Below are 20,513 nucleotides of genomic sequence, written 5' to 3' on the forward strand. Positions count from 1 at the left end.
GCGTAGGAACGATGCGCTGGGATTTCGGGATGTTATTTCCAACCATATCCTTAGTCCGTAGGCAATCAAAATGCAAATTTTTGCTTAATGATTCCGGTGTGGTAGCAAATAGGCTGGATTCCTTTAACCTGGATAATCAATAAATTACGGCAGGTATTATTATGAGCACAGACGTACAAGAAACAAAAAGACCATCCGAATTAACCTCTGGTTCATCAGCAGGCAGCTTGCTATCTCTTACTGAGGTTAAGCGCTTATTTAGAACTACTCGGCGATGGCCAATGACCTGACATGAATAGTCCTAATTTACCGCCGTTGATTGGTTCCGGCAGGGATTGCCGGAACCCGGAAGTCATGGATGACTGAAGGCCTTACGCAGTCAGGTGACTTGGATGCCGGCAATCTGTCGGCATGACGTGCTTGGATGGCGGGAAGTTATTTATGGCCAAATCCTAAGCTTGTTTGCTGGATGTAACCCTGGCTGACACCGAGTTGCGATTTCAGGCCATGCATCAAAAGCCATTAGGCCAACCAATCGCTGTCTGGGCGCCAGTCGGGGATTTTTTCAGCGGGCATCGGGCGGGCAATGCCATAACCTTGCGCCAACACACAACCCATTGATAACAAAAGTTTACCGTGTGCCAGAGTTTCCACGCCTTCAGCAATTACCTGGCGATGGAAAGCCGCCGCCAAACCGATGACGCCATTGACTATGGCTAGATCGTCCGGATCAACCAACATGTCCCGTACGAAGCTCTGATCAATCTTCAATGTGTCTGCCGGTAGATGTCTGAGATAGGTTAGCGAAGAATAGCCGGTGCCGAAGTCGTCCAACGCAAAACGTACCCCTATCTCGCGACAGGCATGCATGATAGCGGACACTTCGGCTATGTCCGCCAGGGCGCTGGTTTCCAGTATTTCCAGCTCCAGATCGCCTGGGTTGATATGGGGATATTTGCCCAGCAAAGTCGCTAGTTGGGTTACGAAATTACGCTGTTGCAATTGGCGCGCACCGACATTCACGCTAACGGGAATATTCAAACCACTGGCATTCCATATACTCATTTGGGTCAATGCGGTATCGATTACCCATTCGCCCAGGTCCACGCTGAGTGGGTGATTCTCGATAACAGGCAAGAAGTCGCCAGGAGGCAGCAGTCCACGCTCAGGATGTTGCCAGCGGATCAAAGCCTCGGCGCCGATAATATTGCCGGTCTGCATATCCACTTTTGGTTGGTAATACAACACAAATTCTGCCTTTTTTAGGGCTTGGCGAATATTTTCTAGGCTTTCCCGCTGGATTTTGATAGCGGCATCCTGCAGAACATCAAACAGGTGATAACGGTTTTTACCAGCCTGCTTGGCGATATACATGGCCTGATCGGCGTGGCGCATCAATTGGTCGGCGTCGACGCTGTCTTGCGGGTAAAAGGTGACGCCGATACTGGCGGAAACTTGTAGCGTATTGTCATTGATTATGACTGGGTCAGCGGTCGCCTGCAGAAAGCGTTCCAGTATGGGTTCGCAGTCGGCCATTTGTTCTAAACCACCCAGAACTGCGACGAATTCATCTCCGCCGATGCGTGCCAGGGTATCACCTTCGCGCAAGGCCACTTTCATGCGTTTCGATATGGCAACCAGCAATTCATCGCCCGTTTCGTGATCATAGGTGTCATTGACGATTTTAAAACCGTCCAAATCAAGATAAACCACCGCCAGAGAATGCTTGTGCCGTTGGGTTTGCAGCATGGCTTGTTGCAAACGATCAGCCAATAATACCCGGTTAGGCAGGTTGGTGAGTACGTCGAAATGGGCGATGTGCTCAAGTTGCTGCTGGTATTCTTTCATCGAGGTGATGTCGATGAATAAGCCGACATAATTTTGTGTATGGCCTGAGGTATCTCTGACGGTACTGATGGTAAGCATTTCGGCATAAATTTCACCATTCTTGCGCCGGTTCCAGATTTCGCCCGACCAATGCCCGATTGATGTCAGGTCGTGCCACAGGGCGGTATAAAATTCCTGTCCTTGCCGACCTGAACTGAGTAAGCTTGGTTTCTTGCCCAGTATCTCTTCTCGGCTGTAGCCTGTGATGTGGGTAAAGGTATCGTTAACGTCGATAACGATACCTGCTGCATCGGTAATCAGGATGCCTTCGCGGGCATGTGTAAACACATTGGCGGCCAGTTGCAGTTTTTCTTCCGCTTGCTTGCGTTGAGTAATGTTTTCATGCGCAATAACCACATTCCCGCTATCGCCATGAAAACGAGTCACTCTGGCTATAAACCAACGTTGTTCAGTCGGGCTATGGCAAGGGTATTCCAGTACAAATTCCCTGATTTCGCCGCGCATGACCTTGCGAATATTGGCGGACATTAAATTAGCGGCCGCCGCACAATCGGCGTCAGTGACCGAGTCACACAGTGCGAGATAGTTTGCGCCAACGCCGTAATCCTGAGTTTTAGGTTGATTTTCTGTGTAGAAGTCTATCCAAGCCTGATTGACGGTCAGTATTTTTCCCGATTTATCCAATACGCAAAGGTGCGCGGACACCGCATCGATGATTGCTTTGGAAAATAGTTCCGAGGCCAGCAGGGTTTGCTCTGCCTGTTTGCGTTCGCTGATATCCGTTGAGATGCCGCAAAGCGCATATATCTCGCCATCTTGATTGAACAGCGGCAGTTTGGTTGTCCAATAGGTGGTAGAGCAACCCGTGGCGGCGACTACATTGGTCTCCTCTCGCTGTAAGGTTTTGCCTTCTACCAGTACGCGATGATCATTCTCGCGGATGGTGGCCGTGGTTTGCTGGTCAAAAAACTGCTCGTCTCCACAGCCCAGCACCTTGTCAAGGGTGGTGCCCCATAAATCAAGCACGCGCTGATTCACGAACTGATAACGGCCTTCGGTATCTTTCAGGTAAATGCAGGCATTGACGTTATCCAAAATGGTCGACATTCTGGATTGACTGGTTTTTAAGGCCAGACTGGTTTGATGATTCTCAATGGCGATACTGGTTAAATGGGCTATTTGCTCAATCAGGGCTATATCGTCATGTTCAGGCAAATGTGCCAGGTGGTGATAAATGGCAAAGGTGCCTAAAACTTTGCCTTGTGTTGAACGTATGGGTTCAGACCAACATGCGCCCAATCCTGCTTTGCCAGCCAGTTCCTTATAAGCTGTCCAATAGGGATGGCTCTGAATATCCTCAACAATCACACGCTGCCCCGAAAATGCAGCGGTGCCACAGGAACCAATGCCAGGGCCGATAGCGACGCCGTTGATCGCCGCGTTATAAAATTCAGGCAGGCTGGGCGCGGCACCCTGTAACAAGTGCTTGCCTTCATCATCCAGCAGTAGGATGCTGCATAGCATGTCAGGATTTTCTTGCTCTACGCTTAGTACGATAGCTTCCAGTATTTCAGGCAGCGCAGTCCCGGTCGCCATCAATTCCAGAATAATGCTGCGCGATTTTTCGTGCGATTGTGCTCTGTTGTTTTCTTTGATTTCTCGCATCAAACGAAGTGTATGTACCGATAAACTGCTATAGATAGACAGAATTATGTCGATAAGCACAGGCGTGGTACCAGCCATCTGTTTGGCAGCATGCTGCTTGGCTAGTTCAAGATGCAGCCCTGATTGCAGAGCGTGTACGATATAAGCCATTTCACGATCGGTCTCAAGAATATGGGCGGCCAGCCAACGTGCGAGAAACCCCAGTACCTCTTCAGCGATTTCGGCCATGGGGCGTTGATATTGTTCGGCTTTGATTTGTAGCACGGTATCGATAAATCGCTGGTGGCCGGCCTTGTGTTCGATCTCCAACTCATCATTTGGTAAATACGTTGCCCATATCCCTTCCTCGGTCTGGAAGTGGTACACCGCATAATCTGTCAGTTCGTTGAGAATCTGTGAGATGAAGTTGTTATCGGGTGTAAAGGCGATGTGGCTGGCCAGATGATTCAGCAGCTTGGCCAATCGGCGATGCTGATCGTCGATGGTCTGAATTCCGGTGTTGAAATTATCGTCCCACGGAAACATGTCGATGGAATTCATTGAAGCTCAATTAATAATTGAACGGAAAAAACCGTCGTGCTGGATGGATAAGTCTGTAATTTGACCTTGGCTGGACATTCAATAACACCATGGGATTTTAAATGCTTAATCTATTTGGAGCGGTATTGTAGCGTGTTAAACAAATAAATTTATCTGATTAGCGTCTTAATCGGCTTTGCCGAAAATCGTGCCTAAGGTGCTTAGCTTGCTCATACTATTTTTGTCTCAAATTAAGGCTAAAAATTGAACTTATAAATCAATTGCATAAAATGAGTTCATTAAGAGCTGGTAGGATGAGGTAAACAGTATGCACCGCATCTTTCGCAATTGGTGCGTTTCGTAAATTCACCACACCCTTAAATCCAAAATAGCGGGTCAATTCAATTTAAACAATCGAATAAAAAATTTCTCGATTTCTACCAGGACAAACACGCTGGATGCCACTGCCACTATCATAATCCAGGTATGCAGATCGATTGCCACTGTGCCGAATAATTTTTGCAGTGGCGGCCAATAGGTAAAAGCCAGTTGAAACAGGGAAAGCAGGCTGACTGCCAGCCACACCCAGCGATTGCCGAACAAGCCATGTATATTCAAAACGCAATTGTGTAAATAGCGGCTGTTGAACACGTAAAACATTTCAAAACCCACCAGGGTATTCACCGCCACGGTACGGGCTTCTTCTATCGCGGTTCCCAGCGATTGCTCCCACAGAAACAAACCGAAAGTGCCGGTCACGATAATCAGCGACACGAATAGTATGCGCCAAATTAAAAACCCGGACAGCAAGGGCTCATTGGGTTTTCGCGGCATACGCTGCATGATGTGGCGTTCCGGCGCTTCAAAAGCCAGTGTCAGCGCCAATGTCACCGCTGTAATCATGTTGACCCATAAGATTTGTACCGGGGTAATCGGCAGTTGCGTGCCCATGATGATTGCGGCCACAATGGTCAAGGCTTCGCCGCCGTTGGTCGGCAGAATAAAAATGATCGACTTTTTCAGGTTGTCGTAAATGCCGCGACCTTCTTCAACCGCATGCGCAATGGAGGCAAAATTATCATCCGCTAGCACCATTTCACTGGTTTCCTTGGCAACCTCGGTGCCTTTTTTACCCATGGCCACGCCGACATCTGCACGTTTCAGCGCCGGGGCATCGTTAACCCCGTCGCCGGTCATGGCCACGACTTGACCGTCGGCTTGCAATGCAGTGACCAGGCGTAGTTTGTTTTCCGGGCTGGTACGGGCAAAAACATCGACCTGACGAATCGCTGCTTGAAGTTCGCTATCATCCATGTTGTCGACCTGTTCGCCGCTCAATACCGAGCCATCGCCGATATTGATTTGTGCCGCAATGGCGGCGGCGGTCACCGCATGATCGCCAGTAATCATTTTGACGCGAATACCGGCGTTCTGGCAGTCCTGAACGGCTTTAACCGCTTCCGGACGCGGCGGGTCGATCATGCCGACAATACCGAGCAAGGTTAGCCCGGTTTCAACATCCTCAAAGCTAATTTGCCTGGGTGCTGCAGTGACCGGCTTGAAGGCAATCGCCAGTAAGCGCTGGCCCTGACTCGCCATGGCTTGCAGGGTTTCATGCCACTGCTGCAGATGTATGGGCACATCCTCGCCATTACTACGTTGTAAACCGCACATGCTTAGAACCCGCTCGGGCGCCCCTTTCACAAACACAAAAGCGTGGCCGCCGTGATCGTGATGCAGGGTTGCCATATAACGATGTTCCGATTCGAACGGAATAATATCGATGCGGGGCATTTCCTGATTTAGCAAGTCCGGATCCAGTTTCGCTTTATGAGCCAGTGTAATTAACGCAGCTTCAGTCGGATCGCCGTGAACAAGCCAGTTGCCGGCTTTTTGTTCCAGACGGGCGTTATTACACAACACGGCGGCGCGTATCAGTTCGTGTAAACTCGGATAATCAGTGATAGCTATTGTTTGCTGGTCCAGTTGAAAACCGCCATGAGGATCGTAGCCTACGCCGTCGACAGTAAACAGTCTATTGTTGACAAATACCGACTTAACCGTCATTTCGTTGCAGGTCAGGGTGCCGGTTTTGTCCGAACAGATCACCGTGACCGAGCCCAAGGTTTCAACCGCCGGCAGGCGCCGGATAATGGCATTGCGATGGGCCATGCGTTGCACGCCTATAGCCAGAGTAATGGTCATGATGGCCGGCAGACCTTCCGGTATGGCGGCCACCGCAAGCCCGACCGCGGACATGAACAAATCTTTTATCGATGAATGTTGTATGTACCAGCCGTAGGCAAATGTACTTGAGGCGATCGTGATAATCGCAAAGGTCAGCCATTGGCTAAAGCGGGCAATTTGCTTTAATAAGGGCGTGATGAGTTGCGAAACCGTGCGCAACATGGAACTGATGCGGCCGATTTCGGTTTTGTCGCCGGTGGCAACCACTATGCCGAGTGCCGTACCATAGGTAACCAGGGTGCCCGAGTAGGCCAGGCAGAAACGATCGCCCAAAGCCGCATGCTCATCGATTGCTAGGGTGTTTTTTTCTACCGGTAGCGATTCGCCGGTCAGCATGGATTCATCGATGCGCAGATTTTTTACCGACACCAGGCGTAAATCGGCCGGTACTTTATCGCCGCTTTCAATCGTGACGATATCGCCGGGTACCAATTGCTCGGCGGGCAGCAAAACGTTTTTCTGATTTCGCCGTACCATGGCCTGATGAGTCAGCATATTGCGAATGGCGTCCAGGGCTTTTTCCGCCTTGCCTTCCTGAATGAAGCCAATGATGGCGTTAATCAAAACCACGCCGACAATCACGCCGCTATCGATCCAGTGTTCGATAGCCGCAGTCACAGCGGCGGCTATCAATAGGATATAAATCAATAGATTATGAAATTGGCTAAAAAATCGCTTGATGGGGCCTCTTCCTACCGCAGCAGTGAGTTTATTGGTGCCATAGTGTTGTAAACGCTGTTCCGCCTCTTGCGCATCTAAACCTTGCTCGGAACTGGCGAGGGCTTGATAGACTTCTTTGCACGCCAGGGTGTGCCAGGGCCGGTTTGCTGAACGTTTTTTTGATGTAAGGTTCATAGGAAAAGCTCTCTAGGGCATTGCATGATGATTGAATGAAAGACTAAAACCCTTTTCATAAGGTTCAAATGACGATTTATCGCATTTATGCAGTCAAAACAGCGTAAAACAATCGTAGGCTGGATAAGTGGAACGCATCCGGCGCATCATGTGGATGCGGGGTGCTTATCCACTTTACGTTTCACTGTTCGCTGAACAGTTTTAAACAACAGTGCGCAACTGATACTGTTGTGGTCTAGTATTCAGTTGAAAAACCGGATGAGCTATGCAAACATCAAATATTAGAAATCAATAATTTGGTATCACATTGTCAAATTTAGCCGATTTACCCAAACCTCATTTGTTAGACCGTTTGGTCAGCTATTCGCTACAAGGCGGCTTGCCTTTGCTGGTGTTTATTTTATCCATTTCGCTGGGTGTGCTGGCTTTGATTTATACCCCGCGGGAAGAAGAACCGCAAATTGTGGTGCCGATGGCGAATGTGCTGGTGTCGGCGCCCGGATTGTCAGCCATTCAGATCGAAAATCAGGTGACGCAACCGCTGGAGAAGCTGTTAACCCAGATTACCGGGGTGGAGAACGTCTATTCCCGCAGCGTAAACGGACAAGCCATCGTTACCTTACGCTTTTTTGTCGGCGAAGACAGGGAAGATGCGCTGCTGAACGTCTACAGCAAACTATATTCTAATCAAGACAAGATTCCCGCCGTGGTAAGCCGCTGGTTAGTCAAACCGGTGGAAGTCGATGATGTACCGATTGTGGTCGCAGGCTTGTGGAGCAGTAATCCGGCTCTATACGGCGACTACGAATTACGCCGCTTTGCCGATGAACTCACTGTCGAGTTGCAACAGATTACAGATACCAATCAGATTAATGTCATCGGCGGTCGGCTGCGAACATTACAGGTGTTGCTCAATCCGGCCAGCATGATGGCACGGCAGACCACCGCACTCGAGGTGGTGATGGCGATTCAAACGGCCAACCAGTTGCTTAACGCGGGCATCGTTTCAGTAGACAATACCGCCATTCAACTTGAGGCAGGCGATTTCATTACGAGTGCCGAGCAATTGCGGAAACTGGTGGTTAATCAGGTAAATGGTGTGCCAGTCTATTTAACCGATATTGCCGAAATCAAAGACGGTCCGGCGGAAACAGACCATTACAACTGGCTCAGTTTCGCGGCGGCTCATCCCCTGGCCGCGCAATTTTCCGCCGATTATCCGCTGGTCACCCTGGCGATCGCGAAAAAGCGCGGCGCCAATGCCGTGACACTGGCGGAAAATATTCATCAAAAACTGCAGGAACTCTCTCAAGCATTATTGCCGCCCGAAGTGCATATCGAAGTACTGCGCGATTATGGACAAACGGCAAACGACAAAGTGAACAATCTGGTCAGCAGCTTGGGGTTTGCCATTGCCACCGTGGTGTTGTTCATCGGCATATTTTTAGGTTGGCGGCCGGCTTTGGTGGTCGGCTTTGCAATACCGATATGCTATGGCGCGACCTTGATGTTGGATATGGCGTTCGGCTATACCATAAACCGCGTCACCTTGTTTGCGCTGATTCTGGCTTTGGGATTATTGGTCGACGACCCGATTACCGGCATCGATAACATAGAACGTTTCATGCGTCAGGGGGCCGGCAGCCTGCAGGAGCGTATTGTTGCCGCAATGGCGGAAATTCGTCCGGCTTTATTGATGTCGACACTGACCATTATTCTGGCATTTATCCCGCTGGCTTTTATCACCGGCATGATGGGGCCTTATATGGCACCTATGGCTTTTAATGTGCCAGTGGCAGTTATGCTTTCTACTGTGGTTGCCTTTATCGTCACGCCCTGGCTGGCCAGTAAAGCCCTCAAGCCGGCCGAAGAAGAGCTGGTAGCCGATGCGGCGCCTAGTTTGTACGCACGTCTGGTGGCACCCTGCATTGCCAGCCGAAAAGCGGCCTGGAGTTTGATTCTGATAATGATTGGACTCTTCTTGATTACCGCCATGCTGCCGGTATTGCGCATGGTGCCGCTGAAACTGCTGCCGTTTGATAATAAAGACGAAATGCAGATTATCATCGATATGCCGGAGCATAGCAGCCTGGAACAAACCGCCGCCGTCACCCGCCGGGCCGCGCAATTAGCCGCCCAACTGCCGGAAATAGCCGCGCAAGCGGCTTATGTGGGGCTGCCGTCGCCGATCGACTTCAACGGCCTGGTGCGGCAATACGACTATAGAATAGCGCCGAATATGGCCGATATTCGCTTGACGCTGGCGCCCAAAGCCCAGCGCGAGCATCAATCGCATCCGATTCTGATGCGATTGCGGGCTTTGTTGGCGCCGTTAAATACCGAGGGCGTTTCGGTCAAAGTAGTCGAAGTTCCGCCTGGTCCGCCGGTAATCAGCACCCTGGTGGCAGAACTTTACGGCGACACCCTGACTAGCTATTCACAACAAAGACAAGCCGCAAAAATTGTCATGCAGCGCTTGTCGCAAGAGCCGTTTGTAGTGGATATCGATTCCAGTGTGGAATCGGCCCAAACCCGCTGGCGTTTTCGCACCGACAAGGAAAAGGCGGCCTTATCCGGCATTAGCACGCAAACCCTGGCGCAAACTTTAAGTCTGGCTAATCAGGGTTTTATCGCCGGTTACTTCAATCTGGAGCGGGAAATACACCCCATCCCCATTCAAGTGCGCCTACCTGAATCTGCGCGCAGTAATCAGCAAGCGTTTGGCGAGTTGCCGCTAAAATCACAAACGCCGTCGGGGCCGACCTTGATTTCACTGGCTGAGTTGGGCGAGTTTGTCGAATCCAATGCCGATCAAGCCATCTACCATAAAGATTTAAAGCCGGTGGTATATGTAATGGCTGAACTGGAAGGCCGCACACCGGCGGAAGTGATCGCCGATGTCGGTGCCGATTTGAATGGTTCAAGCGACAGCGCGCCGGATTGGGCGGAACGAACCTTCTTCAATTCCGGCGGCGGCATTCCCTGGCAACTGCCGGATGGTATAACCCTCAATTGGGGCGGTGAAGGCGAATGGAAAATCACCGTGGAAGTGTTTCGGGATATGGGTTTGGCCTTCGCTTTTGCGCTGGTGGGGATTTTTTTCGTGCTGCGCCTGCAAACCGCGTCGGCCACCTTGTCATTGATCATTATGTCGGCGATTCCGTTGACCGTGATCGGCATCATGCCGGGCTTCTGGCTGCTGAATCAGTTTGGCGAACGGCTTATCAATGGCAGTCCGGACCCGGTGTTGTTTACCGCCACTGCGATGATAGGCATGATCGCCCTGGCCGGCATTGTGGTCAGAAACTCGTTGATTCTGGTTGAATTTATCACCCAGGCCAGAAATGAAGGCTTGGCGTTGCGCGACGCCTTGCTGCAAGCCGGCACCATCAGAATGCGACCGGTGTTGCTGACGGCCGGTACGACTTTGTTAGGCAATATCGTCATCGTCCTCGACCCGGTATTTAGCGGCTTGGCCATTGCCATTATTTTCGGCATTATCGGCTCAACGCTGTTTACCCTGTTCGTGATCCCGGCGGTGTACTATTTAATTTACACAGACACGGAGCAATGATGTTGTCTACTCCCATTAAAACCCTGCTCACATCGATAAGCACACTGCTGGTTTTGGTGTTGATGATTTTGTGGATGGCTGGCGCCTTTGAACAAAAGATCGAGCCTGGCATTAATGTAATCGTCAGTCAGTATTCTGGCCCGACTTTGACGCTGACGCCAGTGAGTATCCCGTTATTCGAAGACGTTGTCGCCTCCGTGCAGTCCGGGCAAACCACCGAGGTGGCGGCACAAATTCAGGCCAGGATCAAGGCTATCCATGTTAAATCGGGCGATAGGGTAAAGCCCGGACAAATACTGGTTACGCTGGATGATCAAAATCTTAAAGCACGTAGCGCCCAGGCGAGTGGCAACCTGAGTGCCATCAACGCTCGCTTGCAAAGCGCCCGCACTCACTTTAATAGAACGCAAGGTCTTTACGATAAGCAAAGCGCCACACTGGCCAATCTTGAAATGGCCAAAGCCGACTACGAAAGCCTTAAAGCGCAATCAGCCTCAGCCCGGCAAGCGCTTAATGAAACCCAGCATGTGATGGACTACGGCCAGATAAAGGCCACGTTTGCGGCGCGCGTAATCGATCGCTATGCCGAACCCGGCGATATCGCCTTGCCAGGCAAAAAATTGTTAGCCCTTTACGATCCGGCATCACTGCGTTTCGAAGCGTATGTGCGTGAAGCTATCGCTGTTGACTTGCAGGTCGGGCAAGTGTTGCAGGCCCGTATCGACAGCTTAAATAAAACCCTGCCGGTGACGATTGCCGAAATAGTGCCGCTGGCCGAGTCCGGTGCTCGCAGTGTATTGATTAAAACCCGTGTCGAACAACAGGCCGGCTTATTTCCTGGCATGTTTGCCCGGCTCCGCATTCCGCAAGGAGAAGAACAGGTCTTATTGATGCCGGAGGCCTATTTGCAGCAGGCAGGACAGCTGGATGTGGTTTGGGTATTGCAGGACGGACAGATCGTTCGGCGCTTTGTGCGCTTGGGCCAACGTTACCCGGATGGGCGCATCAAAATTAGTGCCGGCTTACAGGCAGGCGACCAGATCATATTGCCGACACATGCCTTGTCGAGTGATTGAGCAGTTTGGATAAATGTTTGTTGGTAACTATGCTGCTCAGATTTGCCAGTAACCCTATACCCCGCTAACTCATACCAAGAAGAGGGCAGGCTTATTGAATAGATACCCTAGGTTTCTGTTCAAATGCTCCCGCTAGTCCAACATCGACTGTTGACTTAGCTGATTTTCTGCGAAAATTGCAGTTATCTACAGCCTACAAGATTGAAAGTCCCTTTAAGCAGCATTACTGTATTGAATTATGAAAACATCATTAGAATTAGAAACAAGTCAGCGCAATTTGCAATGAAAGAGCTGTTTGTTGGTAAGATAACGCCTCTCAAAAAAGGATTAACCGAATATTGATGGAACATTTGCCCCAAATCAAACTGGAAGTTGCTGATTTATCCTGCAGTCGTGACGATAGATTACTGTTTTCAGGTTTGAATTTTAGTTTAAGTCCTGGTCAGGTTTTGTTGCTTGAAGGCAGTAATGGTAGTGGTAAAACAACGCTATTAAGGGTGTTATGCGGCTTTAGAGAAGCCGATGACGGGCAAATTTTCTGGTCAGGACAACCTATAACCGAGAGTACATTTTTTGCCGATACGGCTTATGTTGGTCATGCCGATGGCACTAAAAAAGAACTCACAGTAGCCGAAAACCTTCGTTTTGCGCTGGCTTTAAGCCGTTCTGGCAAATACAGTATCGAGGCCGCTTTAGAAAAAGTTCAATTAGCCGGTTATGACGATAATTTAGTACAAACTTTATCTGCCGGCCAAAAAAGACGTGTATCTTTGGCACGCTTGTTAATCACCGATAAAATTTTGTGGATACTGGATGAGCCATTTACCTCGCTGGATAGGCAGGGCATAACTCTGATCGAAAATTTGATTTATGAGCATGTTAAACAGGGCGGCATGGTTATTTTAACTTCGCATCATGATTTAAGTTTGCCGCAGATGAACTTGCAACGTATACATTTAGATTCATGTCATTAACTCAGGCTTTTTGGGCGATTATTCGTCGTGATTTATTGCTGGCTTTTCGCCGCCGTGCCGAAATGGCCAATCCTCTGCTGTTTTTTGTCATGGTGGTGACCTTGTTTCCGCTGGCAGTCGGCGCGCAACCCAATTTATTGCAAACTATGGCACCTGGGGTGATTTGGGTGTCTGCCTTGTTGGCAGCTTTATTATCGCTGGATGGTTTGTTTCGCTCTGACTTTGAAGATGGCTCGTTAGAGCAACTGTTGCTCAGTCCGCATTCATTGTCTATATTAGTACTTGGTAAAATAGTCGCCCATTGGCTGGTGACGGGTTTACCATTATTACTGATCGCGCCTTTGCTGGCTTTGTTCTTAGGTTTGCCGGAGCGTGCCATGCCGACTTTGTGGCTGACGCTGATACTAGCCACACCGGTGCTCAGTCTAATTGGCGCTATAGGTGTGGCTTTAACGGTCGGTTTGCGCCGAGGCGGCATGATTTTGTCATTGCTGGTGCTGCCGCTGTATATCCCGGTTTTAATTTTTGCCAGTAATGCCGTCGACAGAGCGGCCAGCGGTTTACCGGTTACTGCGCAAATCAATATTTTGTTGTCCATGTTTTTACTATCGCTAGTGCTAACCCCGCTGCCCACTGCGGCGGCGCTTAAAATGAGTGTTAATTAATGTCTTTTATTCCCGCTCCTATCAGTCGCTTTTTTCATCGCACCGCTTCACCACCGCATTTTTATGCTTTGGCTAATCGCTTTATACCCTGGTTAACCGTGTTATTTTTATTGTTGCTGATTCCGGGTTTATACGGCGGATTGATCATGGCGCCGACTGATTATCAGCAAGGCGATAGTTATCGCATCATATATATTCATGTGCCTGCCGCCTGGATGTCTTTGTTTATTTATGTGCTGATGGCCGTCATGGGCGGTATTGCCTTGATCTGGCGTATGAAGCTGGCTGAAGTAATGCTGATTAGCAGCGCACCGATCGGTGCCGGTTTTACTTTTATTGCTTTGGTCACGGGTTCCTTATGGGGTAAACCCATGTGGGGCACTTGGTGGGTCTGGGATGCTCGCTTGACTTCGGAACTTATCCTGCTGTTTTTGTATCTGGGTGTCATCAGTTTGCACGGCGCGATCGAAGATAAACGCAATGCGGCTAGGGCTGTGTCGATTCTGGCATTGGTTGGGGTCGTGAATATCCCTATCATTCATTATTCTGTGGAGTGGTGGAATACCCTGCATCAAGGGCCGACCGTCAGCAAAATGGATAAACCCTCCATTCATATCAGCATGTTGATTCCGTTATTACTAATGGCAGTAGCCTTTAAAGTCTATTACGCCATTGCATTGCTACAAGCGGCCAAGCTGGAGTTATTAAAACGAGAATCTTCGGCGCAATGGGTGAAAAATCTTTTGGAGAAAACCGTATGACGTTAGGCAGTTTTTTAGATATGGGCGGTTACGCCTTTTATGTCTGGACCTCTTATGGCATTACGACGGCGGTATTGCTGTTCAATCTGCTCGCACCCATAGTGCAACGCAAACAATTATTAAGACAGTTAGCCCTTAAACAAAAACGCCCGCAACGATGAAACCACACCGTAAACAACGACTTATTTTGATTGGCCTGATGCTTATCGGTATCGGTTTAGCTGCAACTTTTGCCTTGAAAGCGTTTAACGAAAATTTGATGTACTTTTTTTCCACCACCGATGTCGCCGAAGGCAAAGCCCCTAAAGATGCTTTGTTTCGTTTGGGCGGCATGGTGGTGAAAGGTAGCGTCGAGCGTCCATCTGAAGATTTACTGGTGCGCTTTAAACTCAGCGATTTCAGTAAGGAAGTGACGGTGGAATACAGCGGTATTTTGCCGGATTTGTTTAGAGAGGGGCAGGGCATCGTTGCCAAAGGCCGACTGGATAATCGAGGTGTGTTTGTAGCCGAAGAAGTGTTGGCCAAACACGATGAAAATTACATGCCGCCGGAAGTTGCCGACAGCCTGAAAAAACCGGCGGAGGCCGAATGATTCCTGAAATTGGCCATTTTGCTTTAATTCTAGCCTTGTGTATGGCTATGGTTCAGGGTGTATTGCCGCTGGTTGGGGCTTATAAAGGCATCTCAGGCTGGGTCTATGTCGCCAAACCGGCGGCTTTTGGTCAGCTTTTGTTCATGGTGATTTCCTATGGCTGTCTGACCTATAGCTGTATTGTGCACGATTTTTCCGTGGCCTATATTGCACAAAACTCTAATACCGGTTTGCCGTTTATCTATTTGGTATCCGGTGTCTGGGGCGCTCATGAAGGTTCTTTATTATTATGGGCTCTGACCTTGTCAATCTGGACCGGTCTGGTCGCATTCTTTAGCCAACATATTCCTGATGCAACCCGCGCCCGAGTTCTAGGTGTGATGGGACTCGTCAGTATCGGCTTTATCTTATTTTTGCTGTTTACTTCCAATCCTTTTGAGCGTTTGTTTCCAGCACCGGTAGAAGGGCGAGATTTAAATCCTTTATTGCAAGATCCAGGTCTGGCGATCCATCCACCCATGTTGTATATGGGCTATGTCGGGTTTTCGGTGGCCTTTGCATTTTCCATTGCGGCTTTAATAGAGGGTAAATTGGATGCCTCCTGGGCAAGATGGTCGCGACCTTGGACCAGTATGGCCTGGATGTTTCTAACCATCGGCATTACCTTGGGTAGCTGGTGGGCCTATTACGAATTGGGTTGGGGCGGTTGGTGGTTTTGGGATCCAGTGGAAAACGCTTCATTCATGCCTTGGTTGGTCGGTACGGCGCTGATTCATTCGCTGGCAGCCACCGAAAAACGAGGGGTGTTCAAAACCTGGACGGTATTGTTGGCTATTTTTGCTTTTTCCTTGAGTTTGCTGGGTACTTTTCTGGTGCGATCAGGGGTGCTAACCTCAGTGCATGCCTTCGCCAGTGATCCGGCGCGGGGCGTTTTTATCCTGGTTTTCCTAGCCGTTGTAGTCGGTGGTTCTTTATTGCTGTATGCCATTCGGGCACCGCAAGTTAAAAGCAGCGCCAGCTTTGAGCTAGTGTCGCGTGAATCGGTACTGTTGATTAACAACGTGTTATTAGTCGTTACTGCCGCCAGCATTTTGCTGGGGACTTTGTACCCCTTGTTGGTTGATGCCCTGGGTTTGGGTAAGTTGTCGGTAGGACCACCGTATTTTAATGCTGTGTTTATACCGCTGATGGCGCCGTTGGCTATTGTGGTGGGCTTTGGCATGTTGCTGCATTGGAAACGCGATGATCTTAAAACGGTGAGTCGTCGTTTGTGGTTAGTGGCACTGGTTTGTATCGCGATTGCCGGCTTATTACCTTTGACCATGCCTTTTTATTCCTGGGCCGCCGTGCTGGGTTTGAGTTTGGCTTTATGGACCTTGGCTGTCACTGGCGTGGCATTCAAACAACGTTTGCAAACTTGTTCTTTAGAACGCTTCAAACAGATTCCGGCCGGCTTTTATGGCATGACAGTAGCGCATATCGGCATTGCGGTATTTGTGGTCGGCATTACCATGACTTCGGTTTACAGCATAGAACGCGATGTGCGCATGATGCCGGAAGATACGCTGGATATGTTCGGCTATGTGTTCAAGTTTCATGGGGTCAAACAAACCCAGGGGCCTAATTATATGGCTCAACAAGGTCATTTAACCGTCAGTCATAACGATGAAATCGTCGCCGAACTTGCCCCGCAAAAACGTGTGTATACAGTACAAACCATGCCGATGACTGAAGCGGCAATCGATGCCGGCGTGTCTCGTGATTTGTTTGTGGCGATAGGCGAACCGTTGGGTGATGAGGGGGCCTGGAGTTTGCGGGTTTATTATAAAGCTTTCATCCGCTGGATTTGGATGGGCGGCGTGTTTATGGCTGTAGGTGGCCTATTAGGTGCATTAGATAGGCGCTATCGGCTGATGAATAAAAAAGCGGTGTCTGCTGATGTTTAAACTGAAGTTTCTGTTACCTTTAATACTGTTTATCGTGTTGGCAATTTTTTTGGCCATCGGCTTGAGTTTAAATCCTAAAGATATTCCTTCACCTTTAATCGATAAGCCGGCACCAGCATTTTCGTTGCCGATTCTGGCTACGCCGGATAAAAATTTAAGCACACAGGACTTAAAGGGCAGGGTATGGCTGTTGAATGTCTGGGCATCCTGGTGTGTATCCTGCAGACAAGAGCATCCTTTATTATTGGAGCTGGCTAAACTCAATTTAGTCACTATTGTCGGTTTAAATTATAAGGATGAAGCCCCGGCAGCCAATAGTTGGCTGCAACAATTGGGTAATCCCTATACCGTCAGCATCATGGACAAAGACGGTCGGGTCGGCATCGATTATGGTGTGTATGGTGTGCCCGAAACCTTTGTTATCGATAAACGTGGCGTGATTCGTTACAAACATACCGGGCCAGTGATGCCGGGCGATATCGAACAAATATTCTTGCCGCTGGTGCAAAAACTAAACCAGGAGCCCGCATGAAAAAAGTACTTTTACTGGTTTTAAGTTTGCTCGCATTCCCACTGTCTGCTGGTGTGGAATACCATCAATTTGACGACCCAAACAAAGAACAAGCTTATCAAAACTTGATTTCCGAGTTGCGTTGCCTGGTGTGTCAAAACCAAACCATTGCCGATTCCAATGCTGATTTAGCAAAAGATTTAAGGCAGCAAGTCTACGAAATGCTGCAGCAAGGCAAATCCCAGCAGGATGTGGTGGATTTTATGACGCAGCGTTACGGCGATTTTGTCATGTATCGACCAGCCTTTACCCTGAAAACCGGTCTGTTATGGTTGGGGCCCAGCGCTTTTTTACTGATAGGTGTTATCACCGTGTTCATGCTGGCGAGAAACAAAAAAGCCAAAGCCCAGATTACATTGGATAAACAACAACAAACCCGTTTAAACGATATTTTGCAAAAAGGTGAAGAGGATTGAATACGCTATTTTGGATAGTCGTAGCGGGTTTTCTGCTATTGGCGTTGGTGATCTTGCTGCCGGCTTTACTGAAAAATCAACTGCTGATCGATGGCGATCATCAACAGCGCAACATCAAAATTGCTCGTCAGCGTCTGAGTGAGTTAAACCAGCAATTGCAGGATGGCGTATTGAGTCAGACTTTATTCGATGAACAGTACGCCGAACTGCAATTGATGTTGAATGACGATTTAGAGACGTCAGCTATGGTTCAGACTAAGCCTCAGCAGGGGAGATGGATCATTCCTATGCTGGCAGTTTTGCTGCCAACGTTAAGCTTGTTGATCTATCTAATGTTGGGTGAAACCAATGCCCTCAGAAAGGCCGAATTGCAGGAGACTGAAACCAAAGCAGCGGTCAATGTCATCAATATGGTGGAGAAACTTCAGCAGCGTTTAAAACAGCAACCGGATGATATACAAGGCTGGAAAATGCTGGGACGTTCATATACTTATTTGCAACAATATCAAAATGCTGCCGATGTGTATGCCGAACTCTATCGTCGCCAACCGGATGATTTAGAGGTCATGCTGCAATATGCTAATAATCTAGCGATGGCTAGAGGCGGCAGGATGGCTGGTGAGCCGGCAGAATTGATTTCATTGGTTTTGCAGCGTGCGCCGGATAATCCCAATGCCTTATGGTTGGGCGGTATAGCCAAAGCTGAAGAAGGCCAATATGCCGAAGCAAAACAACGCTGGCAAAAGCTGGTTTCCTTGTTGCCTGCAGATTCGGAATCCTTGCCGCAAGTTAAGCAAATGCTGTTAGCGCTTGATGCCGAACAAGCCAAAAAAAGTTCGGCACCGCCATCGGTTAATATCAATATACAGGTCGATATCGAACCGGCGCTTAAAGCTAAAATGCAACCGGATACTACTGTGTTTATTTATGCTCAAGCTGTCAACGGGCCAAAAATGCCGCTGGCTATCGTGCGTAAAAAATTAGCGGATTTGCCGGTAAAAGTGATTTTGAACGATAGTATGGCCATGCAGCCAACCACCCGACTGGGCGATTATCAACAGCTTAGAATCCTGGCTCGGGTTTCCCAATCTGGCCAAGCTATGCCGGCAGCGGGTGATCTAATTGGTAGTGTGGAATTCTCACAACCTTTTCAAAACCAAGTGGCTAGCGTTTTAATCAATCAAGAAGTCAAATAATGGATCAATCAATCAAGTTCGACCTCGACCTGATCAAACGTTACGACAAATCCGGTCCGCGGTACACCTCGTATCCTACCGCACTGGAATTGCATGAAGGCTTTGGCGAATTGCAGTACCACCAGCACATTGTAAAATCCAATGCTGCCGGCGGGCCGCTGTCTCTGTATTTCCATATTCCATTTTGCGATACCGTTTGTTTTTATTGCGCCTGCAACAAAATAGTCACTAAAAATCGTGTGCATGCAGTACCGTATCTGGAAAATTTGTGTAAAGAAATTGCCATGCAGGGCGTACTGTTTGATAAGCATCGCACCGTTAATCAATTACATTGGGGCGGCGGTACACCAACGTTTTTAAGCTACGAACAAATGAAGCAGCTGATGGAAACCACCCGGCAGCATTTTAATTTGCTCGATGATGACAGTGGTGAATATTCTATCGAAGTGGACCCTAGGGAAACCAACGATCTCACCATAGCCCAATTGCGTGAACTGGGCTTTAACCGCATCAGTTTGGGCTTGCAGGATTTCGATCCTGAGGTACAAAAAGCGGTCAATCGTTTACAAAGTCAGGAACAAACCTTTGCTGTTTTGGAAGCCGCCAGAAAAGAAGGCTTTCGCTCGACCAATATTGATTTGATTTATGGCTTGCCGCTGCAAACCGAACAAACTTTTGCCAGAACCTTGGATGAGGTTTTGGCCTATGCACCTGATCGTTTTTCGATCTTTAACTACGCGCACATGCCTAGCCGCTTTAAAACCCAGCGCCAGATTAACGAAGTCGATCTACCCACACCGGCAGTAAAATTAGAAATTTTGCAAATGGTGGGTAAAAAACTAACAGATGCAGGCTATGTGTTTATTGGTATGGATCACTTTGCCAAACCGGATGATGAGTTGGCGGTCGCCCAACGTCAAGGCAAGCTATATCGTAATTTCCAGGGTTACTCAACTCACTCGGATTGCGATTTAGTCGGATTAGGTGTGACGGCTATCGGTCGTGTCGGCGATGCCTATGTACAAAATTTCAAAGAGCTTGATCAATATGACGCCGCCATTTCGCAAGGTCGCTTACCGGTTTTTCGGGGCGTAGAGCTGGATGCGGACGATAAACTGCGTCGCGGTGTGATCACACAACTCATTTGTCATTTTGATTTGTCGTTCCACAAAATCGAACGTGAATTTAATATTGTGTTTGCCGATTATTTTGCTACTGAAATGGAAAATCTGCACATCATGCAAGACGACGGTTTATTAAGTTTGACTGCCAATGGCATCAAAGTAAAACCCGCGGGACGTTTATTGATCCGAAATATTTGTATGGTGTTTGATAAATATCTAGCACAGCAGCAACAGCAGTTTTCAAAAGTGATTTAATTCAGTTCAATCCATGAATTCAGAATGATTTAGTATCCTTCATAATCTTTAATATCAAGCATTTATGCCCGGTTGATTTTATCAACTGTTACATTAAGCTTGCAGAGACAACATGGGTTGAGATTTGCGTTTGCTAAATCCCGTCAAGCTGGCAATGGCACCTGCAAACTGAAAATCGCCTATTGCAGCTTATCCTAAGGAATATGCATGGAATATCATAGGCAAGAAT

14 protein-coding genes are annotated in these 20,513 nt (G+C 48.6%); 12 read left to right on the plus strand and 2 right to left on the minus strand.

All coding sequences use genetic code 11. The features are described from left to right. Positions 1-522: 522 nt before the first annotated feature. Both A1359_RS16735 and A1359_RS16740 read right to left on the minus strand, forming a co-directional pair. Positions 523-4,053: a bacteriohemerythrin gene (locus tag A1359_RS16735; RefSeq protein ID WP_066985785.1), complete on the minus strand. Its 3,531-nt coding sequence runs from the start codon at positions 4,051-4,053 to the stop codon at positions 523-525. Between the two features lie 375 nt (positions 4,054-4,428). Continuing rightward, a complete protein-coding gene (locus tag A1359_RS16740) occupies positions 4,429-7,134 on the minus strand; it encodes a cation-transporting P-type ATPase (RefSeq protein ID WP_066985788.1) in 2,706 nt (901 codons plus the stop codon). Positions 7,135-7,441: 307 nt separating this feature from the next. Here A1359_RS16740 and A1359_RS16745 point away from each other — a divergent pair, with 307 nt between their 5' ends. The 12 genes from A1359_RS16745 (at position 7,442) to hemN (ending at position 20,284) form a co-directional block, all read left to right on the plus strand. Next, positions 7,442-10,708, plus strand: a complete 3,267-nt coding sequence (locus A1359_RS16745; protein ID WP_232322338.1) for an efflux RND transporter permease subunit — start codon at positions 7,442-7,444, stop codon at positions 10,706-10,708. Beyond that, positions 10,708-11,784 (plus strand): efflux RND transporter periplasmic adaptor subunit, encoded by a 1,077-nt coding sequence (locus A1359_RS16750; RefSeq protein ID WP_066985790.1) that lies wholly within the window; start codon positions 10,708-10,710, stop codon positions 11,782-11,784. Before A1359_RS16745 ends, A1359_RS16750 begins: the two co-directional genes overlap by 1 nt. 341 nt (positions 11,785-12,125) lie before the next feature. Then, on the plus strand, positions 12,126-12,758 hold the full coding sequence (gene ccmA, locus A1359_RS16755) for a cytochrome c biogenesis heme-transporting ATPase CcmA (RefSeq protein ID WP_066985793.1): 633 nt from the start codon (positions 12,126-12,128) through the stop codon (positions 12,756-12,758). After that, complete coding sequence (ccmB, locus tag A1359_RS16760) at positions 12,749-13,423, plus strand: heme exporter protein CcmB (RefSeq protein ID WP_066985796.1); 675 nt, start codon at positions 12,749-12,751, stop codon at positions 13,421-13,423. The genes ccmA and ccmB overlap by 10 nt, the downstream gene beginning before the upstream one ends. Next, a complete protein-coding gene (locus A1359_RS16765; protein WP_066985800.1) occupies positions 13,423-14,184 on the plus strand; it encodes a heme ABC transporter permease in 762 nt (253 codons plus the stop codon). Before ccmB ends, A1359_RS16765 begins: the two co-directional genes overlap by 1 nt. Continuing rightward, positions 14,181-14,345: a heme exporter protein CcmD gene (gene ccmD, locus A1359_RS16770; RefSeq protein ID WP_066985803.1), complete on the plus strand. Its 165-nt coding sequence runs from the start codon at positions 14,181-14,183 to the stop codon at positions 14,343-14,345. Before A1359_RS16765 ends, ccmD begins: the two co-directional genes overlap by 4 nt. After that, the gene (gene ccmE / locus A1359_RS16775) at positions 14,342-14,776 is read left to right on the plus strand and encodes a cytochrome c maturation protein CcmE (protein WP_066985805.1); all 435 of its coding nucleotides are present in this window, start codon (positions 14,342-14,344) and stop codon (positions 14,774-14,776) included. Before ccmD ends, ccmE begins: the two co-directional genes overlap by 4 nt. Next, complete coding sequence (locus A1359_RS16780) at positions 14,773-16,722, plus strand: heme lyase CcmF/NrfE family subunit (protein WP_066985808.1); 1,950 nt, start codon at positions 14,773-14,775, stop codon at positions 16,720-16,722. The genes ccmE and A1359_RS16780 overlap by 4 nt, the downstream gene beginning before the upstream one ends. Continuing rightward, positions 16,715-17,254, plus strand: coding sequence for a DsbE family thiol:disulfide interchange protein (locus tag A1359_RS16785; RefSeq protein ID WP_066985811.1), 540 nt, complete (start codon positions 16,715-16,717; stop codon positions 17,252-17,254). Before A1359_RS16780 ends, A1359_RS16785 begins: the two co-directional genes overlap by 8 nt. After that, the gene (locus A1359_RS16790; protein WP_066985814.1) at positions 17,251-17,709 is read left to right on the plus strand and encodes a cytochrome c-type biogenesis protein; all 459 of its coding nucleotides are present in this window, start codon (positions 17,251-17,253) and stop codon (positions 17,707-17,709) included. The genes A1359_RS16785 and A1359_RS16790 overlap by 4 nt, the downstream gene beginning before the upstream one ends. Next, on the plus strand, positions 17,706-18,905 hold the full coding sequence (gene ccmI / locus A1359_RS16795) for a c-type cytochrome biogenesis protein CcmI (RefSeq protein WP_066985817.1): 1,200 nt from the start codon (positions 17,706-17,708) through the stop codon (positions 18,903-18,905). Before A1359_RS16790 ends, ccmI begins: the two co-directional genes overlap by 4 nt. Next, entirely contained in the window at positions 18,905-20,284 is a 1,380-nt protein-coding gene (hemN, locus tag A1359_RS16800; protein WP_198159391.1) for an oxygen-independent coproporphyrinogen III oxidase, read from the plus strand. Before ccmI ends, hemN begins: the two co-directional genes overlap by 1 nt. The last annotated feature ends 229 nt before the right edge of the window (positions 20,285-20,513 follow it).

Source organism: Methylomonas lenta, assembly GCF_001644015.1.
GTDB lineage: Bacteria > Pseudomonadota > Gammaproteobacteria > Methylococcales > Methylomonadaceae > Methylomonas > Methylomonas lenta.

Coding starts and splice junctions, on each gene's coding strand:
- A1359_RS16765 (WP_066985800.1), top strand. CDS start 13,423: ATGTCTTTTATTCCCGCTCCTATCAGTCGCTTTTTTCATCGCACCGCT.
- A1359_RS16785 (WP_066985811.1), top strand. CDS start 16,715: ATGTTTAAACTGAAGTTTCTGTTACCTTTAATACTGTTTATCGTGTTG.
- ccmB (WP_066985796.1), top strand. CDS start 12,749: ATGTCATTAACTCAGGCTTTTTGGGCGATTATTCGTCGTGATTTATTG.
- ccmA (WP_066985793.1), top strand. CDS start 12,126: ATGGAACATTTGCCCCAAATCAAACTGGAAGTTGCTGATTTATCCTGC.
- ccmE (WP_066985805.1), top strand. CDS start 14,342: ATGAAACCACACCGTAAACAACGACTTATTTTGATTGGCCTGATGCTT.
- A1359_RS16790 (WP_066985814.1), top strand. CDS start 17,251: ATGAAAAAAGTACTTTTACTGGTTTTAAGTTTGCTCGCATTCCCACTG.
- A1359_RS16735 (WP_066985785.1), bottom strand. CDS start 4,053: ATGAATTCCATCGACATGTTTCCGTGGGACGATAATTTCAACACCGGA.
- A1359_RS16750 (WP_066985790.1), top strand. CDS start 10,708: ATGTTGTCTACTCCCATTAAAACCCTGCTCACATCGATAAGCACACTG.
- hemN (WP_198159391.1), top strand. CDS start 18,905: ATGGATCAATCAATCAAGTTCGACCTCGACCTGATCAAACGTTACGAC.
- A1359_RS16740 (WP_066985788.1), bottom strand. CDS start 7,134: ATGAACCTTACATCAAAAAAACGTTCAGCAAACCGGCCCTGGCACACC.
- ccmD (WP_066985803.1), top strand. CDS start 14,181: ATGACGTTAGGCAGTTTTTTAGATATGGGCGGTTACGCCTTTTATGTC.
- A1359_RS16780 (WP_066985808.1), top strand. CDS start 14,773: ATGATTCCTGAAATTGGCCATTTTGCTTTAATTCTAGCCTTGTGTATG.